The organism is Parashewanella sp. 2210YD4-3 (assembly GCF_056591735.1).
On record NZ_JBWQOG010000005.1, the window covers coordinates 115,757 to 136,411 of the forward strand.

The following is a 20,655-nucleotide window of genomic DNA, read 5'->3' on the forward strand; positions in this document are numbered from 1 at the left end:
TTCTGTTGGTCAGAAGTATATTCATACAAAAAATAGGGTTAATGATGCTACGTGCCATTATTGTGTCATTTGAAGATGTTTTTGATCTAGATCACATCGAATTTCGATACTTGGACGGCGTAATCCCATATTTGTGAATTAATGAACGTGAAAGCACAGATTCATCGGCATACCCAAGCTTTTCTGCCACCATACTCAAGGTTAAACTCTTATCTTCTAACAGCTCTAATGCTAACTCTAGCCGAACCAACTGCACCAATTTACTAAAAGTTAGACCTAAATCTTTTAGGCGGCGTTGTAATGTCCTAACAGAAAGGTTCAACCCCTGAGCGGCAAGCTCAAGACTGTAATCCGTTTGCTCTAGTTTTTCTTTAATTAATTTTTTAAGAGGAATAATAAAATTTTTATCTGCAATAAGGTGTTCTTTTATGGTTTCTCTAATTTGCTGATTAATTGCTTCGCCCGCCATCTGAGTCGATGCTTGCATATCACAAGTTGGAATGAAGATGGCATTGTTGCAGGCATTAAATTCACAATGAAGTGAGTCAGTAATTTCACAATTGAGAAAAGGTAAACCCCGCTTAAAGCAAATTTTAAGCGGCTGGTAATCTCTCCCCAAACTTAAACGCAATAATGACAATAAACGGAAAATGGCCGTGACTGCAACGGCATCTTGTAGATACCGAGTCATTGGAGAGGAGAACTGAATTTCAACCGCTGTTGTTTCACCTAAAACTTTTAATACTGGAATAAAGGTCTTGTCTTGTAGGGGGTAAAAGCGTTCTAGTGCTTTAAACCCCTGCTCCACTGTCGGCGACAACAAGAACAATATACCTAACGGTCCAAGAGTATCTGGAGAAAAACTTAAACCAATTTGAACCGGAAAATCACTTCGAGCATACTGTGCGGCAATCGCTAGGTATAACTTTCTGGTTCGTGTAGCAGGTATCCATGCTTGTTTTTCAATTAACTGAAAATCAATCCCCGACTTCTGTTCAAGCAAGGGGATATCAAGCTGTAAATGTTCTGCTACACGTTTCAGCGCAAGGGCGTCGGTTGGTAATGAGTACCCCACTTACCGCTCCTTTAAGGCTTCATCTTGATAACGTAAAAACGGCGCTAAGAAGAACTCAAGCAATCTTCTTTTACCCGTTTTCACTTCAGCACTTAAAGACATCCCGGGTTGTAAAGGCACCCATTTATTATCAACTAAAATCTTTTTCTGCTTTAGGGTCACACGCATCGGGTACACCGGACCTTGTTTTTCATCATTAACTGCATCAGATGTAATTGAGCGAACGGTTCCTTCAATTAGTCCGTAGCGGGTGTACGGAAAGCTATCGATTTTCAACTCAACGGTTTGCCCTTGATGAATAAAGCCAATGTCTTTATTGAGCACCATGGCCTCAGCTTCCAGTTTGACACCTTCAGGCACAATAACCATCAACGCCTGAGCAGGCTGAACTACTCCTCCAATAGTATGGACTTGAAGTTGCTGAACCGTGCCATTAACGGGAGAAGTAAGGTAGCGATTTTGTTCACGTTCTTTGGCTTTCATTAAGGTCAAAGTGCCAGTTTGAACTCTTTGCTGCGCTTGTTGCAATTGCTGTACTCTTTCTCTTCTAAATTCAAAGCTTTTGGTTTGACGCTCTGTTTTTAAGGCTTGTAATGACGCTTTTGCCTCTTGTAGGCGACTTATTTGTACCACTAAACTTTGGGTTGTTTCGATTTGCTTTTCTTTGAAGTTCAACCATTCGAGCTTTGAGACGTGACCTTTTTTCAATAGTTGTCGAATGGCTTTTTCTTGTTCACCAAATAAAGGTTCTAAGGTTTTTAAACGCTGGATTTCTGCTTTGACTGCATCAATACTCGCTATTCTTTGGTTAACCGTTTCTTGATAAGTGGTATCTGTACTGAAGAAATAATCCAAATCTCTGTCGAGTAATCGCTGTTGTAATACCCACTGAGGTGAGTCAATTTCTTGTACCCAAGGCTTGTCTAACGATAGCAGTTCCGCCCTCAAGTCTGGTGCGGTTGATTTTCCTGAGCTGATAATTTTCAAAACCAATTGCAATCTTGCTTCATCCAATTGCGCCTGTCTGAGTTCATACTCGACTTGCTTAACATCAACCTCTGATTCTGTAGGATCTAGCTTTATTAATCTTTCACCAGCAGTGACATGTTGACCGTCCTCAACATATATTTCCTCCACTTTACCGATTTCAAGTGGCTGGATTGCTTTAACTTGTCCAACAGGTATAAGCTTACCCATTGCTACGGCTTCAGTATCAATTTTGCCAAACCACGCCCATAAAACAGCAATAGTGAAAAATGCCATAATCAGCCACACCGTAGTGCGGCCAGCTGGTGATGCAGGGGTTTCTAGGATTTCAACTGCAGCAGGCAGAAACTCTAATTCATCACCTTTTCTTTCGATATGATGTTTTTCGTTTTCCTTTTCTTGAACTTTTGAGGCACTCCATATCTCACGAATTTTTTTTAGTCCTTCAAACATTAGGAAGCCTCCCCGCTTTGTGCAGCCCACAACATGGCATATCGACCATTTTGAGCAAGCAGCTGTTCATGAGAACCGTCCTCGATAACCTTACCTTCCTCAATAGTTATGATTCTGTCGCAACTTCGCACAGTAGACAGACGATGAGCAATGATGATCACGGTGCGCCCTTTACAAATGGATTGCATATTTTTTTGAATGGCACTTTCTGACTCATAATCTAGCGCTGAAGTTGCTTCATCGAAAATTAAAACCCGTGGGTTGGTGATAAGTGCTCTTGCAATGGCAATTCGCTGTCGCTGTCCTCCTGAAAGCCCCGCACCTCGCTCACCAATTTCCGTGTCATAGCCATGAGACAAGCCAAGAATAAACTCATGTGCACCTGCCAGTTTTGCAGCATAGATAATTTGATCCATTGAAAGTGATGGATCTGAAAGAGCAATGTTATCTTTTACGCTACGATTAAAAAGAATATTCTCCTGAAGAACGACCCCGACTTGGCGCCGCAACCATGCAGGATCTAACAAGGCTAAATCGTTGCCATCCACTAACACTTTTCCCGCTTCAGGAATATACAGGCGCTGGATAAGTTTGGTTAACGTCGACTTACCTGAGCCAGAACGCCCTACAATGCCAATGATTTGCCCTGCAGGAATGGTCAGATTTACCCCTCTTAAAATTTCAGGACCTAAAGGCGTATATCGGAAAACAATATCTGAAAACTTTATTTCACCTTTTACCGGAGGTAAGTTCGGTCTGTCTAGGTTTTGCTGAGGCTCCTGAGGTACATTAAGTACATCACCTAATCGATCGAGTGAAATTCTAAATTGTTGAAAATTTTGCCATAATTGCGCCAATCGTAAAATCGGTGCTGCTACTTGACCTGACAACATATTAAACGCAATTAATTGCCCTACACTAAGCTCGCCTTTAATCACCAATTGAGCGCCTTGCCATAACAAGACTACTGTGACAATCTTTGACACCAGCTGTACCGCTTGCCCTCCAAAGGTACCCAGTATGACACTGCGAAAGCTGGCCTTTACGTAACCTGATAGCTGTTCCTCCCAACGTTGGCGCATTTGAGGCTCTACCGACATTGATTTGAGCGTTTCCATACCTGTAATCGATTCAGTTAAAAAAGACTGATTGATGGCACCTCTTTGAAATTGCTCTTCAGTACGCTTACGAATTTCAGGGGTTAACAGTACAGAAATAATGACATAAATAGGAATTGAGCCTAATACAATCCATGTCAACATGGGTGAGTAATAGAACATTACTGCAAAGAATACAAAAGTGAACAGTAGATCCAAGACAACGGTTAGTGCATTTCCTGTTAAAAAAGACCGAATATTCTCAAGCTCTCTAACTCTGGCTACCACTTGTCCGACAGGTCGAGTATTAAAATATGCGATAGGTAGACGCAGCATGTGGTCAAACAACCTTGCGCCAAGTTCTACGTCTACTCTGCTAGTTGTATGGGAAAATACATAAGTCCTTAACCCACCAAGAATTATCTCGAAGAAGGTGATCACAAGCAGGCCGAAGGCTAAGACATCAAGAGTGGTTAAACCTCGATGCACCAATACTTTATCCATGACTACTTGAAAGAATAATGGTGTTATCAAGGCAAATAGCTGAATAAACAAAGAAGCAATTAAGACTTCTTTGAACATCTTTCGATACTTTACAACTACTGGAATAAACCAAGAAATATCAAACTTTCTCGACTTACCTGCAAGCATTGCTCGACGAGTCATAAACACTGCTGTACCGTCCCAACGCTGCCAAAGCTCTTCCATTTCAAGTTGCTCTGGCTGTTGGTTAATAGGGCTTTGAATCAAGGCCTTACCGTCACGAATAGCTGCGACTAAGAAAAACTGCCCTTGGTTATCCTGAGCAATAAAAGGAAATGGCGCTTTCTCTAATCGATTTGGTTTTACTTTAACTTGCCTTGCTTTTATTTTGAGTTGCTTCGCAGCCCGAACCAAACGAATGATATCTAAGTCATCACCGTCGGGACAAAACTCATGATGTAATGTTTGTGGATCAGCAGGCTTCTCTAGATATTGCAACATCATGGTCAGACAAAGTAAGCCTGTTGGAATTTTAGGCTCTTCTGCTTGTTCTTCAATTTCAGGAGTGGAGTCTTGATTCATGCACTGGTGCTCCTAGTTTCAAATTTATCAAGAATATTGAGCACATCCGTGTGTTGAAAATTATCGCTTTTTTTATTTACAAGCTCAGAAAGAATACAGTTCAGCTGCTCCAAAACAGGCTGCCAATCGCCGGGTGATTGCTGTCGTAAAATTCGCATCGATGGATACCAACGGCTTGTATAAGTTTCGGGGAAATAGATCCAACCCGGTTTGTACTGAAGTAAATTAATTACTGGAGTATTAATAGAACCCGCTAGATGAGCACAAGCACTATCAGTCATTACTAACAAGTCTAGCTGTTTAAGTACTGCGGCAGTTTCAGCAAAATCATCTAACTCACTGCCAAAATCAGGTAAAAGTGCCTGTATACCTAAATCTTTGAGATCTGATTCTTTTGGCCCCTTTTGAAGGCTGTAAAATCTAACTTCAGGTAAAGATTCAAATAGAGGTAATAAGCTAGAAAGTGATGTTGAGCGCTTATCGTTATCACCATAAGTGACACTTCCCGACCAAATAATCCCGACCTTTAGATGTTTTCTATCCAGCGCCAGCCTGTTAGAGATATGTTCTTTAACTAATCTAGGAACATGTAACTGTGGCGGTTCAGGTTCTTGATTTACAAATAAACCCGGTAAACTCATCATTGGACAATACCAGTCGATATCATCGCTTGCTGCTTCAACAGAAAGTAAAGTTACAGGCAAAGTTGAAAAAAGTCGCTTTAAGGGAGACTTACACTCAAGTATGACCTCACCACCTAACTGACAGACTAAATGGATGTACCGAACACAAAATATTGTGTCACCAAAGCCTTGTTCTGTCAGAAGTAAAAGCTTTTGTCCCTTGAATGATTGCCCTTCCCAGCGCTTACAATGATTAGGGACATTCGGAGATGGCAAGTCTCCAGTTTTCCACCTTGCTTCAAAAGCAGGAAAACCCTCACTAAATCTTTGCATCATCAATAGTACTAAAGACCGATCCCATTGCAGATTAGGGTTATCAGGTTGTATAGAAAGACATCTATTCAACTCCTGTAACGACAGTTCAAATTGCTTATTTTCTCTCAATACAATCGCTAAATTATGTCTAAAGGTCACATTTTCAGGATCCATATCCACAGCTTTTTGCGCGTAATGAATGGCTTCTTCAAGCCTATCACTGTCCTTTAAGACATTTGCCATATTACTGAGTATTCCAGCATCATCAGCTTTCAATGCCAAAGCACGTTGATAGCACAACAAAGATGTTGAATAGCACTTATTTTTCCGGTTTAACACTCCCAAATTTATCCAAGAAGAAAGGTGCTCTGGATTTTTTAACAATACTTGCTGATAACAAGACTGTGCTTTATCAAACCTTCCTTGTTGATGGAAGGTTATTGCTTGAGTGAATAAAACGTCACTATTAGCGAATTGAGAGTTCATTGGTTTATAAGCCTAAAAGTTGTGACGCACACCAAATAAAGCTACAAAGCTTTTCAGCATGGAACAATAAGTTTTAAGCTGGAATACGCGTACTGTGACGCACATCATGGTGATCTTTCTTATTTAACGAAAGGTTGACTACCAATTGATTGTATTAGTTTTTTTACTCTAAATAATAGTGCTTTTACTCAGGTGTTTTATTACTATAAATCAAAAGCCTTGTTGTTATTTGCACAATGCTCTTAAGTGAAATACGACGATATATTTTCTGAATTTTATAAAAACAAGGATTAAAATGTGGCCTAAGCCTGCATACCTATGCCAACAGAAAAGATTTTCAGTCGCTCAACTAAATTATGAGCCGTAAAGAACTGTTTTATCCAGACATAAAAAAACCCGCGAGATGCGGGCTTTTTTATTGAATTATTGTTATTAATCTTGCTCTTCTGTTTGAACAAGTGACTCATCTAGAGGTAACGTGCTGATTACTTCATCTTTGATTTGGTAATAAGCTTCATGATTTTCATAGTTTGCCATTTGCTGCTCCGAAGATATTTAGGTACAAAGATTATCTTTATGCTTTTGTTGTTACGGATTATAGCAACACCAAAACAAAAATTACAGATAACTTTCAGTTTTGTAAGCGCATTGTGTGTTTCGTGTATCAAACAACACTTATTTATCAAAAAAAGTTGAAAGACTTTCAGTTTTATTTTTTGTAATGGAATACCTTTAACGATTTTTCTTCATCAATATCTTCATAAACGGCAGGATTTGCAACACGTTCAACAAAGATTAAATCACTGATAGACTCTTCGACTTGTTGCTTTAAAAAGTCTGGTGATAACTCTGGAGCATTTAAACACAACAATAGTTCGCATTGCTCTGACATGAGTTCAGGTAATCGACGTAGTAGTCGAATATAGTCTTTAGTAGCAACAAACGAGCCTTTTTGATTACTTGGCGGATCAGCAATAATTAGATCGTACGGTCCATGCTTTTTTAGCTTACCCCAAGACTTAAAAATATCATGACCGTAAAAGCTCGCATTTCCCACAAAGTCATTGAAGTTATGATTACGCTTACCAATTGAAAGCGCACCTTTACTCATATCAATATTAACCACTGACTGGGCACCACCAGCTAACGCTGCAACTGAAAAACCACAGGTATAAGCAAATAAATTAAGTACTTTTTTACCTTGGGCATTTTGCTGTACCCACTGTCGACCATTTCTCATATCCAGAAAAAGACCGTGATTCTGCCCTTTTAATAGATGAACGTTAAACCTATTACCGTTTTCGGTGACAACATGAGATTCGGGAACTTCACCACTTATCAGCTGCGTCTCAGTGCCTAAACCAGAACGAAACTGATAAACCAAATTTAAGGGTGTTTCTTCAGCTAGCTGCTGCCACCTTTGCTTGATGGCATTCACTATTTGCTCAAGCTCACTAACCTCTATAGGTTTAAAGCTCGTCATTAACAAAACAGGTTCGAACCAATCCAAACACAAATGTTCTGATTGAGGGTACTTTCCTCCTCGACCATGAAATAATCTTTGTGTATCTTGAGGGATCTCAAGCTGTTTAATGAACTCTAGAAAAGACTGCATCGACTGAGTAATCCAAAAATAATAAGTAATTAAGAGTTAACTAAATGGCGATATTTGATTAGGAATTGTTGACATAACGCTGAGGCATTGATGTTACTCATCATAGTAAGCTTTTGCCGAACTTGCATCACTTCAGCAGACAAAGCAATGACGCTTGATTGTAACAAAGCATCACTAAACTTCCCTTGCAAAATGAATTGTCTAAGCACCAAATAAAGGACATCTAAGGCATCAACGATATCTTGCTCATTAGTCGCTATAAAAGCCTGACTCAAATGACCTAATGTTAAACTTTCTGACCATGCATTTCGATAATTCAACAATGCCTGATAATGGCCAGATTCAAATGCCGTTAATAATTCTAATGGCCCACCAACCAAAGGAATACACCAAGTCGCATCTCCTTTGATATCAGAGTGCTTACTCAGCCAGTCAAGTATTTGCTTTTTACTTGGTTTCTTAATGGCCATTTTTTGACAACGACTGGAGATGGTTGGCATTAATAAACTTGGTGAGTCGGTTTGCAACAATATTAAAGTATCATCTCCGGGTTCTTCTAAAGTTTTAAGTAGAGCATTAGCTGCAGCTTGGTTCATCTTTTCGCTATGCTGAATAACAGCAACTCTTCTTCCATTTTGTTGAGCTGTTGTTGCTAGCTTCTGACAAAGCTGCCTTATTTGGTCCACCTTAATTTGGCTGCCATCAGGTTTGATAATGTGTAAATCAGGATGGTTTCCTGCCTCAACTAAATGACAAGGTCGACAGAAACCACACCCACCATTCGAGGTTGGTTTTTCACATAATGCTGTTTGTGAAAGATGTGACAACAGTAACTCAGCCCCATAGCCAGATTCGATACCAAGCAATTGAGCGTGAGGTACGCTATCGCTGTTGAGCTGGCGATAAAATACCTGCCTTGCATCGTCCAGCCAAGTAAGTTGAGTTAGTTTAACCATGGCATCGCCTGTAGTGCGCTAATAATGTCTTTGTGAACTTCGGTAATTTTTTGGCTTGCATCAATCACATAGATTGACTCATCTTTCGCCGCTTCTTGTAGATACCTTTCTCTTGCTCGCTGAAAAAAATCAATTTTCTGTTGTTCTATTCTATCTAATGCGCCTCGATTAGCCGCTCTCGATAATCCAAGCTTTGGATCAATATCTAAATATAAAGTCAGATCGGGTTTAAACCCTTGTAAAGTAATTTCACTTAATGAATTAACCAAGCTCGATAAACCACGACCGCCGCCTTGATAGGCCAAAGAAGACAGATTATGCCTATCGCCAACCACCCATTTTCCATCAGATAGAGCTGGTTTGATCACATTAGCGACTAACTGAGCTCTAGCGGCGTAAATTAATAAACATTCGGACTCATCACATAAAGGATCACTATCATCAGCTACTTTTACAAGGTCTCTCATTTTTTCAGCCAGTGGCGTACCACCCGGCTCCCTAGTGCAAACTATCGTTTGGCCTGTATGCTTTTCAATATAATCGCGAACTAGATTGATGGCGCTAGACTTTCCTGCACCTTCAAGGCCTTCAATTACAATAAATTTGCCTTGTTCTTCTGTCATTTTTTATTTCTCTGATACTGGTTAACAGCTCTATTATGCTGTTTTAATGTTTTCGAGAAGATATGACTCCCGTCGTTTCTCGAAACAAAATATAAGTAATTTACATCAGCAGGATGTGCAGCCGCCTGAATCGAAGCTAGGCTTGGTGCAGCAATAGGCGTTGGAGGTAATCCGTTAATCCTATATGTATTATATGGTGTCTTTTTTCTTAAATCTTTACGCGTAATGTTGCCATTAAACTTATCACCCATACCGTAAATTACAGTAGGGTCAGTTTGTAAGCGCATTCTTTTTCTTAATCGGTTATTAAATACAGCAGAAATAATGTCACGCTCACTAGCTTTCGCTGTTTCTTTTTCTATGATAGATGCGAGTATTAGTAATTCATATGGTGACTTAACTTCAACGTTGGTTGCACGGTTTTTCCAAATCCTTTCTAACTCAAACTGCATTTTTTTGTAGCTTTGATTGAGAATGTCTACCAACTTGGTTGCAGAAGTATATTGATAAGTATCTGGAAAGAACTTACCTTCTGGCTTATCCGCATTGTCTCCATTTAACGCTAAAACTTGCATAAAAACATCATCATCAACTACAAGTCTTGGTTGTCGTTTTAGTAACTGTAGCCACTCTTTAATCGTATGGCCTTCTAGCAAGGTGACACGATATTGTTTTACTTGCCCTGTGCTTAATTTTTCAATTAAAGATAATGGAGTATCTCGTGGGGTCAGTTGATAAACCCCTTTTTGAACCCGCTGTAGTTGAGGATTAATCTTTAGGAAAAGCTTAAACTTCCAAATATCTTTTAGATCACCTTGCCTGCTTAGTTTATGTAAGGTGCCATTCAAGGAAGCTCCCGACTCAACCCATAACTCCCTAGCTTTAGATACACTCATGGGTGATTCCATGTACGTATCAACTTGATGCTTAATTATGAATAAACTGCCTGCAGCTGTTGCAAGCATCAATAAGAGTACTACTTTCAACCATTTCATAACCAAACTCCTAACCGCGTTCTTATTTCGGCCGTAACAGGGTTGATTGAATATAGTTGTTCATCTATTTGAACGAGATCCACCACACCAAATAAACTATTACAGATAAAAGCGTGTTGGAATTCTGATAATTGCTGTTTTGGAATTTTTGTAACTTCTACATTAAAGCCAAGTTCAAGTAGTTGCTGAATAACTTGCGCGCGCATCACGCCTGAAACCCCACTTTGTGATAAGTCAGGAGTCAGCCATTTGTCACCGTCAAAGAAAAAGACATTTGCCATAGATGACTCAACAATATGCTCGTCATAATCCATGACTAACCAGTCTTGAAACTCATCAGACAACCATTGAGATTTAATTAACACTTGCTCTAATCGATTTAGGTGTTTTATGCCTGCTAATAAAGGTTGCTTAGCCAATCTGATTTCAGAACTGCAAAGCTTTATACCTTGTTGTTGCCACTTTGAATAATGTTCTGGTATCAAGAAAGTGGATATAAGCTCTGTTACTTTTGTTGCTTCAGGAGCTTGATAGCCTCTTCCACCCTCACCACGACTAATGAGAATCTTTATTCCATGAGATGGATGTTCAGCAGCAATTTGTTTTAGCAAACTTATCAAGTCTGCACTTGGTTTCCAATGATGATTTTCGACCGTGAAGTTTAAGCGAAAAGCGGCTTGTGTAAGCCGCTCAATATGAGTATCAAAAAATTGGATCTTTCCTTGTGCATCTACACGCATAGTTGCAAACATACCATCGCCGTAGGTTAGTCCTCGGTCAAAGGCATTGCAATGCTTTCCCTGCGAGTCAGAATGGCTCTGACCATTAATCCACACTTTTTGCATTATCAATCCTGACTAATACGACTGGCTACAGCCTCTTGTTGATCTTTATATTTAGCACTTTTGCGCTTGTTGTATGGCCTAGCCACTGGTGTGGATAGTCGCTCAAAGTTTAAAGCACCAATAGTCATATTTGGTCTTAAAGCCAGAGGCAATTTTCCGCTGTTATAGAACTCTAGAACAATCTTACCTTGCCAACCGGGATCAATTCGATGAGCGGTAACGTGCACCATTAAACCAAGTCGAGCTAATGATGAACGTCCGTCTAACCAACCAACAATATCAGCGGGTAAAGTCACACTTTCATAAGTAACAGCGAGCGCTAACTCTCCAGGGTGAAGAAAGAATGCTTCCCCATCAGGAATATCTATTTGCTCGCTCATTACTCTATCTAGAGCTTCTTGCATATCAGCACTAGGGCCACTTAGGTCGATAAATGGCGCTGTATGATCTTTAAAAACACGAAACTGATTACCCAGACGAACATCCATACTGACTCCAGAAATTGCTTCTGGCTCAGGTCTTGGAGTAATAATAATTTCTTGGTTATCTAAGGCTTTTTCGATTTCAATATCAGTTAAACGCATTTTTAATTAAATTCCTTGTGCTAAATAAAGTGTCCCACTGCTATCACGATGGCTTGAGCTAATGTGTTACTTTGCCAATAAATGCTGGATTCTGGCCTTTAAAATATCTGTTGCAATACGGTTTTTTCCGCCTCTTGGAACAATAATATCAGCATATTGCTTAGATGGTTCAATAAACTGCATAAACATAGGTCGAACAGTCTTTTTATATTGTGAAATAACAGACTCCATGGTGCGTCCGCGCTCTTCTACATCACGTTGCAAACGACGTAAGAAACAAATATCTAGTGGAGTATCCATAAACACGCTTGCATCAAAAAGCTCACGCAACTTAGGGTCAGTTAGTAACAAAATACCTTCTAGAATGATCACTTTCTTAGGAGTGATATGGATAGTTTCATCAGGCTTTCGAGTATGAGTAACATAGCAGTACTGTGGAATTTCAATATCTTTTCCTGCTTTTAGCTCTAAAAGGTGCTCTCTAAGCAAAGCATGATCCATAGATTGAGGGTGGTCATAGTTAGTTTTAACTCTTTCCTCCATGGTCATGTGGCTTTGGTCATGATAGAAGGCATCTTCGTTAATTACCGCAATTTGATCGGTTCCTAGATCACGTCTAAGTTCATCAAAAATCGTCCTTGCAATTAAACTCTTTCCTGAGGCTGAAGCTCCTGCGATAGCGATGATCACACACTGCTGAGAATTCATACTTATACCTTACTCATCATCTGAAATACTAATAGAGACACTGGATTGTTGCTGCGTTGCAACTTGCTTTATTATTTGGTTAGCAATCTGAATATATAAATCACTAACGGTTGAATCTGGTTGTGAAACCAAGGTTGGTTTACCCATATCCATGGCTTCGCGTATACTTAGTTGTAACGGCAATGCTCCCAAAAATGGAACTTGATATTGCTCTGCGGTTCGCTTACCACCTTGTTCACCAAAAATATGTTCTTGATGATTGCATTGGCTACATATATGAAAACTCATATTCTCTACAACCCCTAAGATAGGCACATTCACCTTTTGGAACATTTGAATACCCTTGCGAGCATCAGATAAGGCTACATCTTGAGGAGTCGTAACAATAACAGCACCCGTTAACGGCACTTTTTGAGAAAGCGTTAACTGTATATCTCCCGTTCCCGGAGGCATATCTACAAACAAATAATCCAGTTCAGGCCACGCCGTTTCATTCATTAACTGGGTTAATGCCCCTGCTGCCATCGGCCCCCGCCAAATAGCAGCATCCTCGCTGTTTATCAAAAAACCGATAGACTGAGCGGCAATGCCATGAACGGATGCGGCTGTCATTTTCTTATCACCAACAGCATCAGGTTTAAAATCTTCAATTCCTAGCATTAAAGGAATGGATGGACCATAAATATCCGCATCTAAAATACCAACTTTGGCACCAGCTTTCGCCATGGCTAAGGCAAGATTTACCGTTGTGGTTGATTTACCCACACCACCTTTACCTGATGCAATGGCAATGACATGTTTAACCGACTGCAATAAAGGAGAAGAAGCCTGATTTGATGAGTTCATAGAGCGTAAGTGCAACTCGCAAAAAAATTTGCCCAAGTTTACCAGATAAACGTGATATTCGTCTTGCTAAGAGATTATTTTTAGAGCGAACACATCAATAAATTGTCTTGTTTTTCTAGAGGCCGTTTCCAATTAAAGATTTTTTGATTTGTTACTGCCTGAAATCGGCAAACTCAAGGCACGAAGATTGAAGTTTAGTGAACTAAACAAAATCTGAGTAACGAAGAGTTTGCCAATTTTAGGCGTAACCCAAAGGGCTGCGTTCCTTTTTTGCTTAAACTTCGTTGAAAAATGCTCATGTAGAATGACTACATTTCACATTTTCCGCCTTGTTTAACCTAAAAAATTAACTGCAGCAAATCAAAAATCTAATTGGGAACGGCCTCTGAATGTATATTTATCAAGGTAACAAATCAGCGCCTAATCCACTTTCATTAATGAAAAATTCAAGCACATCAGTTAAGATGCCAGCAATTGTAAGAAATATTTATACGAAAGAAGAAAATGGCTGACACTAAACGCAAAATCTTAGCGACTTATGCACTTCCTTATGCCAATGGTTCTATCCATTTAGGGCACATGCTTGGTTTCATTAAAACCGATATTTGGACACGTTATCAAAAACTTCGTGGCCATGAATGTCACTTTGTGTGTGCTGACGATGCCCACGGCACGCCAATCATGCTTAAAGCCCAACAAATGGGTATTAAGCCAGAAGAAATGATTGCTGCTGTTCAAAAAGAACATGAGGAAGATTTTGCCGATTTTAGAATCGCTTTTGACAACTACCACACCACTCACAGTGAAGAAAACAAAGCTCTGGCGAGTGAGATATATCTTAAGTTAAAAGAAAACGGTTACATTAAAACTCGTACCATTTCTCAGCTATTCGATCCTGAGAAATCCATGTTCTTACCTGACCGCTTTGTTAAAGGCACTTGCCCTAAGTGTAAAGCTGAAGAACAATACGGTGATAACTGTGACGTCTGTAGCGCAACCTACAGCCCAACCGATCTAATCAATCCTAAATCCGCGGTTTCTGGTGCTACACCAGTAATGAAAGATACTGAGCACTTTTTCTTCGATTTACCCGCATTTGAAGATATGCTGAAAGAGTGGACTCACTCGGGTTCTCTACAGCAAGAAATGGCAAACAAACTCAATGAGTGGTTTGATCAAGGCTTGCAACAATGGGATATCACTCGTGATGCACCTTACTTCGGTTTCGAAATACCTGGTGCTGAAGGTAAGTATTTCTACGTTTGGCTAGACGCGCCTATCGGTTACATGGGTTCATTTAAAAACCTTTGTGACAAGCGTGGCGACTTAGATTTCAACGAGTTCTGGAAGCAAGACTCTAATGCCGAAGTGTATCACTTCATCGGTAAAGACATCATGTATTTCCATAGCTTATTCTGGCCAGCAATGCTTAAAGGTTCTGGATACCGTCAGCCAAATAACGTTTATGTACATGGCTTTGTTACCGTTAATGGTGCCAAGATGTCCAAATCTAAAGGGACCTTTATTAAAGCTCGTACTTATCTTGAGCATTTAGACCCTGAGTACCTACGTTACTACTATGCAGCCAAGCTAAATAGCCGTATCGATGATTTAGATTTAAACCTAGAAGATTTTGCCCAACGTGTGAATTCTGACTTAGTGGGTAAGTTAGTTAACCTAGCTTCTCGCACCGCTGGTTTTATCAAGAAACGTTTTAATGGCAAGTTAGCGGATATCGAAGATAAAGCACTTATCGAGCAATTCATTGCTAAAAAAGATGCGATTGCTGAATGCTATGAAGCGCGTGAGCTTGGTAAAGGCATGCGTGAAATCATGGCACTGGCTGACATTGCTAATGCTTACGTTGCTGAAATGGAACCTTGGAAATTGGTTAAAGACGAAGACAAACTTCCTCTAGCTCACCAAGTTTGTAGTACCGCACTAAACCTATTCCGAATTCTGGTGACTTATTTGAAGCCTGTTCTTCCACGTCTGTCACAAGATGTTGAAGCATTCATGAATGTGGAGCTAACTTGGGATAGCCTAGATGCTGATTTTGCTAACCATGAAATCAATGCTTTTAAACCTATGATGCAACGTATCGAAATGGATAAAGTCAATACAATGGTGGAAGCCTCTAAAGAACATTTAGAAGCTACGGCTGCTCCAGCTGAACCAGAAGTAACAGGTCCTCTTGCTGATGACCCAATATCAGACACGATTGAGTTCAATGATTTTGCTAAGTTAGATCTTCGTATTGCGAAAATCGTAAAAGCTGAACATGTTGAAGGTGCTGATAAGCTGCTTAAGTTCCAATTGGACTTAGGCGGCGAGACTAAACAAGTATTAGCAGGTATTAAGTCGGCTTACAATCCTGAAGACTTAGAAGGTAAGCTTACCGTTATGGTCGCTAACCTTGCTCCACGCAAGATGAAATTTGGTATTTCTGAAGGCATGGTATTAGCTGCTGGCCCAGGTGGGAAGGATCTTTGGATTTTAGAACCACATGAGGGCGCACAACCAGGTATGAGAGTAAAATAATTTACTATCAAGATAAAGGGCTTGATTGACTAAGCCCTTTCTGAAAAATTTAACTGCTTAAAACCTGCGTTTTTCGCCAGTAGTTTCTGCCCCCAATTATCTTTAACCTCCTGCAATTTGCTACGAGCCTTTCCCTCTGCTTGGTTTATAGGCAAGCTGTCAATGAGTAAACGATAGAAATTATTCGCACAATCTTCAAAACCTACTTGTTTCAAAAACTGAAGTACCAAGGTTATTCTAGGCATATTGTGGTCGTATTTAGGCTTTTTCCATGTAAATTGAGCCATTGTATCGTTGGCTATATAAATAGCGTTTCCATATCGTTGTAATCCCCAATGCGTCAACATGAAATCTAGCCGCTCGGCAACACGCTTTTGTAAAGTTTGGCTTTCTTGGATTTCAACTGCCATAGGCATAGTGAGTAATGCTGCTAAAGAATAACTTTCACGAGCTTCGCTACAAGGGAATAGTGCATACATATAAATTTTATTCTGTTCTAGCTCTTCGTTAGTCATAACCTTAATTTGCTCAAACGAATAACGAATACCTAGAGCGATACGGCTTTGATCCTTTAAACACAACAGCCAATGCTTAGTCATTTCCAGTTCATCTACAACTGAGCGACTCTTTATTGAGCTTATTTTAGGCCTTAAGTGCTTTTCTACTCTAGTCTGAGAAGGTGCAAGAAGACGACTTGATTCATCATCGGGTGATGGCACACTCGCAGTTTCATCATATCCATTCTGCTCTACAGAGTGCCATGGTAAATGTTTGTTTAGCTCCATTTGGCTATCATCAACAATAACCGTAAATTGGTAGTGATCTTCGTTTGCAAGCGTTATCTTAAAATTGTTTTGAAAATCAGCCCCAACATAACGCATTAATCTAGCCATAGCGTATATTGCTGGCTGGGCTGTTTTAGCATGAGTCACATCGTAGATCGCTTGGATTGCTTGACCTTTGCATGTACCACAAAACCAATCTTTAAGCTTTTCTCCTTTATCCAATGTTATCTCAAGGGAAGATTCTGTGTGATCTTGTTTCACCGTAAGAATTTCAGACTCAGAAACGCTCCTTGTTAATGCTAAACAAGAGTTGGTGCTCTCCAAATGGACTATAAAGCCGCTCATAACTCATCCGAAATCGATTAAATTCAGGATAATTTACCAAGAATGGTTTTTCGGTTGTTAATAATGAACAAAATTTAACTTTCTAACCAGCTGGTAGCATGTGTATCTTAAACAGGGTTCGGAATATCAACAAATTGATGAAATAGACCAAATTGATTAGCTAAGTGCTCTCCAAGAGCTTGAATGCCGAATCGCTCAGTAGCGTGATGACCCGCTGAAAAGTAATGAATATTTTGCTCAACAGCGCTATGGAAAGTCCGCTCAGAAACTTCTCCGCTTATATAGGCATCAACACCTAACTGAGCCGCGACATCAATATAATCTTGCGCCCCTCCTGTACACCAAGCAATGGATTGAATGTTTTGATTTTTCTCACCAATATGAAGGGGTTCTCTGTTTAATGTCTTAGCGAGTTTTGCCTGAAAGTCATTAACAGGTGTTGGCTCACTTAGCTTCCCTTTCCACAGTAAATCTTGTGATACAGATTCAACGATTTCGATGTCTTCCAGCCCAAGCTTTTTTCCTAGTTGAACATTGTTACCAACTTCGGAGTGAGCATCTAACGGAAGGTGGTAACCTATCAAGTTGATATCGTGTTCAAGCAATGCTTTTATTCGTTTATGTTTAATACCAGTGATTACTTGAGGCTCCCCTTTCCAAAAGTAACCATGGTGAACTAATACGGCATCTGCTTGTTTATCAATTGCAGCATCGACTAATGCTTGGCTTGCGGTAACACCAGTAATAATGGTTGAGATATTATCTTTTCCCTCAACTTGAAGTCCATTAGGTGCATAGTCTTTGAACTTAAAAGCTTGTAAATAACTATCCAAATAATTAATTAATTTTTCACGAGTGATCATTCTATTCTTTATCCATTCGCTGAGATATTTTGAAATAGTAGCACGCAAATACTGCCAAATTGAGTCCAAAATCATCGATCAGAACGGGAAATTGGACTTTTTCCATCAATAAACGCTAAAATCACCCAATTGTTTTATAACAGTTTATCAACAAATAGGTTATAACCCATGGCGACACTAAGCAAAGAAGAAACTATCTCAGCACTTACGGCAGCGATTAAACAACGCGAAGGCCGTGATGTAACCATAGAACAGAAAGGAAGCTGGTATAAAATTGATGGTGGGAAGTCGTTAAGATTCAGTGAACTTGAAGCTATGCTTGCCTCGTTTAACTCTGAAGCTAAACCAGCTGAAGCCGCAAAAACAGAAAAGTCAGAAAAAACAGCTAAGCCAAAAGCAGAAAAAAAGGCTCCAGCCAAAAAATCTGCAAAAAAAGACACCAAAGCTGTTGAAGGTAAATTACCTAAAGAATATTGGTTAGACTATTTGCTGTCTTTACGCGGTACAGTAACACTTCCAAGAGGGTTCTAATTCAGTTTAATCGAACCTCTTAAATAAAAAACCTCCAAATTAGGAGGTTTTTTATTACTTGTTTTTGATAACTTTACCTGAGCTCTGTAAAAAGAAATCAGTACTGTTTTGTTTTTAGAGATAAAATATAAATTCAATCTACTGTGCGGCTAATTTTGTGTAGTTCAAGGCGGGACAGTTCGTAATAGCCAGCCTATTTCGGACTGTTCTAACGCAGAAATACGCATAAGTAGCTGTCTGTAGTCGATTGCTTATGCAGAACTCAGGTTAACTTAGATCACATAGCGATATCTACTCTCACAAACCCTTTTAAATAAATAACTCTCACTCTATCTTTAGGATGAAATAACATTCCAGGATCAAGATCTTGAATCACTCTGACAGTCTGCTCATCATCCTGTTTAATCATTAATTCAACAAGTTGATATGTTCGGTATTCAGGTTGGCGATGATTACGAGCCATGCTGCCACCAATAATTGCTCCTAACGCCGTTGCTACATCACGACCTGAACCTTTGCCAAATTGATTGCCTAAGACGCCTCCAAGCAATGCGCCACCAAAAGTTCTCCAGCCTTGATTCTTGTCTTCAATCAATTCCTGCTTTGTGATGTTTCTAACTGAAATAACACCACCGTAGACCACTTTTTCAACGGGCTGAGCAGTGTTTCTGTCATACGGGCCGGCAAAAGCATGGCTAGCCAGTATTAATAACGTAAAGAGAAAATAGTTTATGGGTTTTAACATAAGGTGAATTCCGTTAAGTTATAAATATCGTTGACTCTAATTACATACGACTTTGCAATCATTAACTTTTTTATCTGATGAAACTGATAACTTCCCACCAGTCAATTGCGCTCTTGAAGAGCCAAATGGCTTACTTGCTGTTGGAGGAGATTTAAGTCCCAAGCGCCTGCTTAAAGCTTATTATAATGGTATTTTCCCTTGGTTTAACGATGACGACCCAATTCTATGGTGGTCACCCGATCCAAGAGCCATCATTATTCCCAGTCAGATCCATATAAGCAGAAGTTTAGCCAAATTTAACCGAAAGCATAATTGGAAAATTACCATCAATCATGCTTTTGACCAAGTAATCCATCAATGCGCTAAACTTAGAGCTAATGAGCAAGGCACTTGGATAACAAAAACTATTGAACAAGCCTACATCCAACTTCATCGCTTAGGTCATGCGCACTCAATCGAGGTTTGGGAAGATGAAATTCTTATAGGTGGTTTGTACGGTATCGAAATGGGTAGAGTTTTTTGTGGAGAATCAATGTTTCACACCAAAACTAATGCTTCAAAAATAGCTATGATAGCTTTAGATAAACACTTGCAAGATTCTGGTTACGAGTTGTTGGACACACAGCTAATGAATCCACACTTGCTCAGTATGGGAGCTAAAGAAATATCACGAAAAGACTTTACCCAGCTATTATCAGTATTAAGAGATCAAAACACCACTGCAAATTGTTGGCAACCTGCGGTATGGAGGGAGTAATGCATGAGTGAAGAAACACCACCAAAAGAAAACGCCATATATTTAGGATTAACTCAAACCTTTCCCTGCAGCTACCTTGAAAACCAAAAAGAACAATTACTCACTTTAACAGATACTGTTGTCGAACCTGGTTTATATGAGCGTATGTTAGGGCTTGGTTTCCGTCGCAGTGGTAATGCGATTTATAAACCTCATTGCCCAAATTGCTCTGCTTGTCAGTCGATACGAATTCCAGCCGCTGACTTTAAACCTTCTCGACGTCAAAAAAGAACCTCCAAACAAAATCAAAAGTTTTCATGGCATCATTCAACTGAAGTAAAACCCAACTATTACCCTCTATACGAAAAATACATAAATGAACGCCATAGAGATGGCTCTATGTATCCTGCTTCTTCTGAACAATTTGAGCAATTTTTATTATGTGATTGGCTTCCTGATAATTATATTGAAGTTTACGACAACCAAAGGTTGATTGGAGTCGCTGTTATTGACCTTTTGGATAAGAGTGTAAGTGCGATTTACAGCTTTTTTGATCCTGATTACCATAAGTACTCATTGGGTAGTTATATGATTGTGCTCACTATCGAGTTAGCTAAACAATTAAACAGAGACTATGTTTATCTTGGTTACCAAATTAATGACTGCCGAAAAATGAACTACAAAACAAAATATCAGCCTTATCAATTATTGACTGATGCTGGTTGGCTGATTCAAGAGGAACTCTCTAGTAGTTAAACAGGTTAGAGTTCATGTTTTACTCACCACCTCTTTACTTACATCAGAAATTGGGGCATGATACGCCCGATTTTATATTT

18 protein-coding genes and 1 pseudogene are annotated in these 20,655 nt (G+C 39.6%); 4 read left to right on the forward strand and 15 right to left on the reverse strand.

The features are described from left to right. Positions 1–91 precede the first annotated feature (91 nt). From AC1EU0_RS09415 to apbC, 12 genes and pseudogenes are all read right to left on the reverse strand, one after another. The gene (locus AC1EU0_RS09415) at positions 92–1,075 is read right to left on the reverse strand and encodes an AraC family transcriptional regulator (protein WP_480302142.1); all 984 of its coding nucleotides are present in this window, start codon (positions 1,073–1,075) and stop codon (positions 92–94) included. Next, entirely contained in the window at positions 1,076–2,515 is a 1,440-nt protein-coding gene (locus tag AC1EU0_RS09420) for an HlyD family type I secretion periplasmic adaptor subunit (RefSeq protein WP_480302143.1), read from the reverse strand. Beyond that, the gene (locus AC1EU0_RS09425) at positions 2,515–4,677 is read right to left on the reverse strand and encodes a type I secretion system permease/ATPase (RefSeq protein ID WP_480302144.1); all 2,163 of its coding nucleotides are present in this window, start codon (positions 4,675–4,677) and stop codon (positions 2,515–2,517) included. Before AC1EU0_RS09425 ends, AC1EU0_RS09420 begins: the two co-directional genes overlap by 1 nt. After that, on the reverse strand, positions 4,674–6,101 hold the full coding sequence (locus tag AC1EU0_RS09430; protein ID WP_480302145.1) for a tetratricopeptide repeat protein: 1,428 nt from the start codon (positions 6,099–6,101) through the stop codon (positions 4,674–4,676). Before AC1EU0_RS09430 ends, AC1EU0_RS09425 begins: the two co-directional genes overlap by 4 nt. Positions 6,102–6,810: 709 nt before the next feature. Continuing rightward, positions 6,811–7,716, reverse strand: a complete 906-nt coding sequence (locus AC1EU0_RS09435; RefSeq protein WP_480302146.1) for a class I SAM-dependent methyltransferase — start codon at positions 7,714–7,716, stop codon at positions 6,811–6,813. 29 nt (positions 7,717–7,745) lie between these two features. Further along, the gene (holB, locus tag AC1EU0_RS09440) at positions 7,746–8,672 is read right to left on the reverse strand and encodes a DNA polymerase III subunit delta' (RefSeq protein ID WP_480302147.1); all 927 of its coding nucleotides are present in this window, start codon (positions 8,670–8,672) and stop codon (positions 7,746–7,748) included. Further along, positions 8,660–9,295: a dTMP kinase gene (gene tmk, locus AC1EU0_RS09445; RefSeq protein WP_480302148.1), complete on the reverse strand. Its 636-nt coding sequence runs from the start codon at positions 9,293–9,295 to the stop codon at positions 8,660–8,662. The genes holB and tmk overlap by 13 nt, the downstream gene beginning before the upstream one ends. Continuing rightward, positions 9,292–10,290 carry an endolytic transglycosylase MltG gene (gene mltG, locus AC1EU0_RS09450; RefSeq protein ID WP_480302149.1) on the reverse strand — a complete coding sequence of 333 codons (999 nt, stop codon included), beginning with the start codon at positions 10,288–10,290 and terminating at the stop codon, positions 9,292–9,294. The genes tmk and mltG overlap by 4 nt, the downstream gene beginning before the upstream one ends. After that, a complete protein-coding gene (gene pabC, locus AC1EU0_RS09455) occupies positions 10,287–11,135 on the reverse strand; it encodes an aminodeoxychorismate lyase (RefSeq protein ID WP_480302150.1) in 849 nt (282 codons plus the stop codon). The genes mltG and pabC overlap by 4 nt, the downstream gene beginning before the upstream one ends. A gap of 2 nt (positions 11,136–11,137) precedes the next feature. Next, positions 11,138–11,719 (reverse strand): dCTP deaminase, encoded by a 582-nt coding sequence (gene dcd, locus AC1EU0_RS09460; protein WP_480302151.1) that lies wholly within the window; start codon positions 11,717–11,719, stop codon positions 11,138–11,140. Positions 11,720–11,785: 66 nt separating this feature from the next. Beyond that, positions 11,786–12,427: a uridine kinase gene (gene udk, locus AC1EU0_RS09465; RefSeq protein ID WP_480302152.1), complete on the reverse strand. Its 642-nt coding sequence runs from the start codon at positions 12,425–12,427 to the stop codon at positions 11,786–11,788. 9 nt (positions 12,428–12,436) lie between these two features. Further along, positions 12,437–13,231 (reverse strand): annotated as a pseudogene (gene apbC, locus AC1EU0_RS09470) (iron-sulfur cluster carrier protein ApbC); the annotation flags it as partial. A gap of 546 nt (positions 13,232–13,777) precedes the next feature. On the opposite strand from apbC, the gene metG reads away from it, so the two are divergent. Next, the gene (gene metG / locus AC1EU0_RS09475; protein ID WP_480302153.1) at positions 13,778–15,814 is read left to right on the forward strand and encodes a methionine--tRNA ligase; all 2,037 of its coding nucleotides are present in this window, start codon (positions 13,778–13,780) and stop codon (positions 15,812–15,814) included. Between the two features lie 29 nt (positions 15,815–15,843). On the opposite strand, the gene AC1EU0_RS09480 is transcribed toward metG, so the two are convergent. Continuing rightward, a complete protein-coding gene (locus AC1EU0_RS09480) occupies positions 15,844–16,944 on the reverse strand; it encodes an opioid growth factor receptor-related protein (protein ID WP_480302154.1) in 1,101 nt (366 codons plus the stop codon). 107 nt (positions 16,945–17,051) lie between these two features. Then, entirely contained in the window at positions 17,052–17,804 is a 753-nt protein-coding gene (locus tag AC1EU0_RS09485) for a Nif3-like dinuclear metal center hexameric protein (RefSeq protein WP_480302317.1), read from the reverse strand. A 171-nt stretch (positions 17,805–17,975) separates the two neighbouring features. Between AC1EU0_RS09485 and AC1EU0_RS09490 the strand changes: the two genes are divergently transcribed. Further along, complete coding sequence (locus tag AC1EU0_RS09490; protein ID WP_480302155.1) at positions 17,976–18,338, forward strand: hypothetical protein; 363 nt, start codon at positions 17,976–17,978, stop codon at positions 18,336–18,338. Between the two features lie 277 nt (positions 18,339–18,615). Here AC1EU0_RS09490 and AC1EU0_RS09495 read toward each other — a convergent pair whose 3' ends face one another. Continuing rightward, positions 18,616–19,083, reverse strand: coding sequence for an outer membrane lipoprotein (locus tag AC1EU0_RS09495; RefSeq protein ID WP_480302156.1), 468 nt, complete (start codon positions 19,081–19,083; stop codon positions 18,616–18,618). Between the two features lie 52 nt (positions 19,084–19,135). On the opposite strand from AC1EU0_RS09495, the gene aat reads away from it, so the two are divergent. Continuing rightward, entirely contained in the window at positions 19,136–19,840 is a 705-nt protein-coding gene (gene aat, locus AC1EU0_RS09500) for a leucyl/phenylalanyl-tRNA--protein transferase (protein WP_480302157.1), read from the forward strand. A 3-nt stretch (positions 19,841–19,843) separates the two neighbouring features. Next, positions 19,844–20,575 carry an arginyltransferase gene (locus AC1EU0_RS09505; RefSeq protein ID WP_480302158.1) on the forward strand — a complete coding sequence of 244 codons (732 nt, stop codon included), beginning with the start codon at positions 19,844–19,846 and terminating at the stop codon, positions 20,573–20,575. The last annotated feature ends 80 nt before the right edge of the window (positions 20,576–20,655 follow it).

Excerpts from the sequence above, each read along its gene's own strand:
- AC1EU0_RS09420 (WP_480302143.1), bottom strand. The coding sequence starts at position 2,515 with ATGTTTGAAGGACTAAAAAAAATTCGTGAGATATGGAGTGCCTCAAAA.
- AC1EU0_RS09425 (WP_480302144.1), bottom strand. The coding sequence starts at position 4,677 with ATGAATCAAGACTCCACTCCTGAAATTGAAGAACAAGCAGAAGAGCCT.
- AC1EU0_RS09430 (WP_480302145.1), bottom strand. The coding sequence starts at position 6,101 with ATGAACTCTCAATTCGCTAATAGTGACGTTTTATTCACTCAAGCAATA.
- AC1EU0_RS09435 (WP_480302146.1), bottom strand. The coding sequence starts at position 7,716 with ATGCAGTCTTTTCTAGAGTTCATTAAACAGCTTGAGATCCCTCAAGAT.
- holB (WP_480302147.1), bottom strand. The coding sequence starts at position 8,672 with ATGGTTAAACTAACTCAACTTACTTGGCTGGACGATGCAAGGCAGGTA.
- tmk (WP_480302148.1), bottom strand. The coding sequence starts at position 9,295 with ATGACAGAAGAACAAGGCAAATTTATTGTAATTGAAGGCCTTGAAGGT.
- mltG (WP_480302149.1), bottom strand. The coding sequence starts at position 10,290 with ATGAAATGGTTGAAAGTAGTACTCTTATTGATGCTTGCAACAGCTGCA.
- pabC (WP_480302150.1), bottom strand. The coding sequence starts at position 11,135 with ATGCAAAAAGTGTGGATTAATGGTCAGAGCCATTCTGACTCGCAGGGA.
- dcd (WP_480302151.1), bottom strand. The coding sequence starts at position 11,719 with ATGCGTTTAACTGATATTGAAATCGAAAAAGCCTTAGATAACCAAGAA.
- udk (WP_480302152.1), bottom strand. The coding sequence starts at position 12,427 with ATGAATTCTCAGCAGTGTGTGATCATCGCTATCGCAGGAGCTTCAGCC.
- metG (WP_480302153.1), top strand. The coding sequence starts at position 13,778 with ATGGCTGACACTAAACGCAAAATCTTAGCGACTTATGCACTTCCTTAT.
- AC1EU0_RS09480 (WP_480302154.1), bottom strand. The coding sequence starts at position 16,944 with ATGAGCGGCTTTATAGTCCATTTGGAGAGCACCAACTCTTGTTTAGCA.
- AC1EU0_RS09490 (WP_480302155.1), top strand. The coding sequence starts at position 17,976 with ATGGCGACACTAAGCAAAGAAGAAACTATCTCAGCACTTACGGCAGCG.
- AC1EU0_RS09495 (WP_480302156.1), bottom strand. The coding sequence starts at position 19,083 with ATGTTAAAACCCATAAACTATTTTCTCTTTACGTTATTAATACTGGCT.
- AC1EU0_RS09505 (WP_480302158.1), top strand. The coding sequence starts at position 19,844 with ATGAGTGAAGAAACACCACCAAAAGAAAACGCCATATATTTAGGATTA.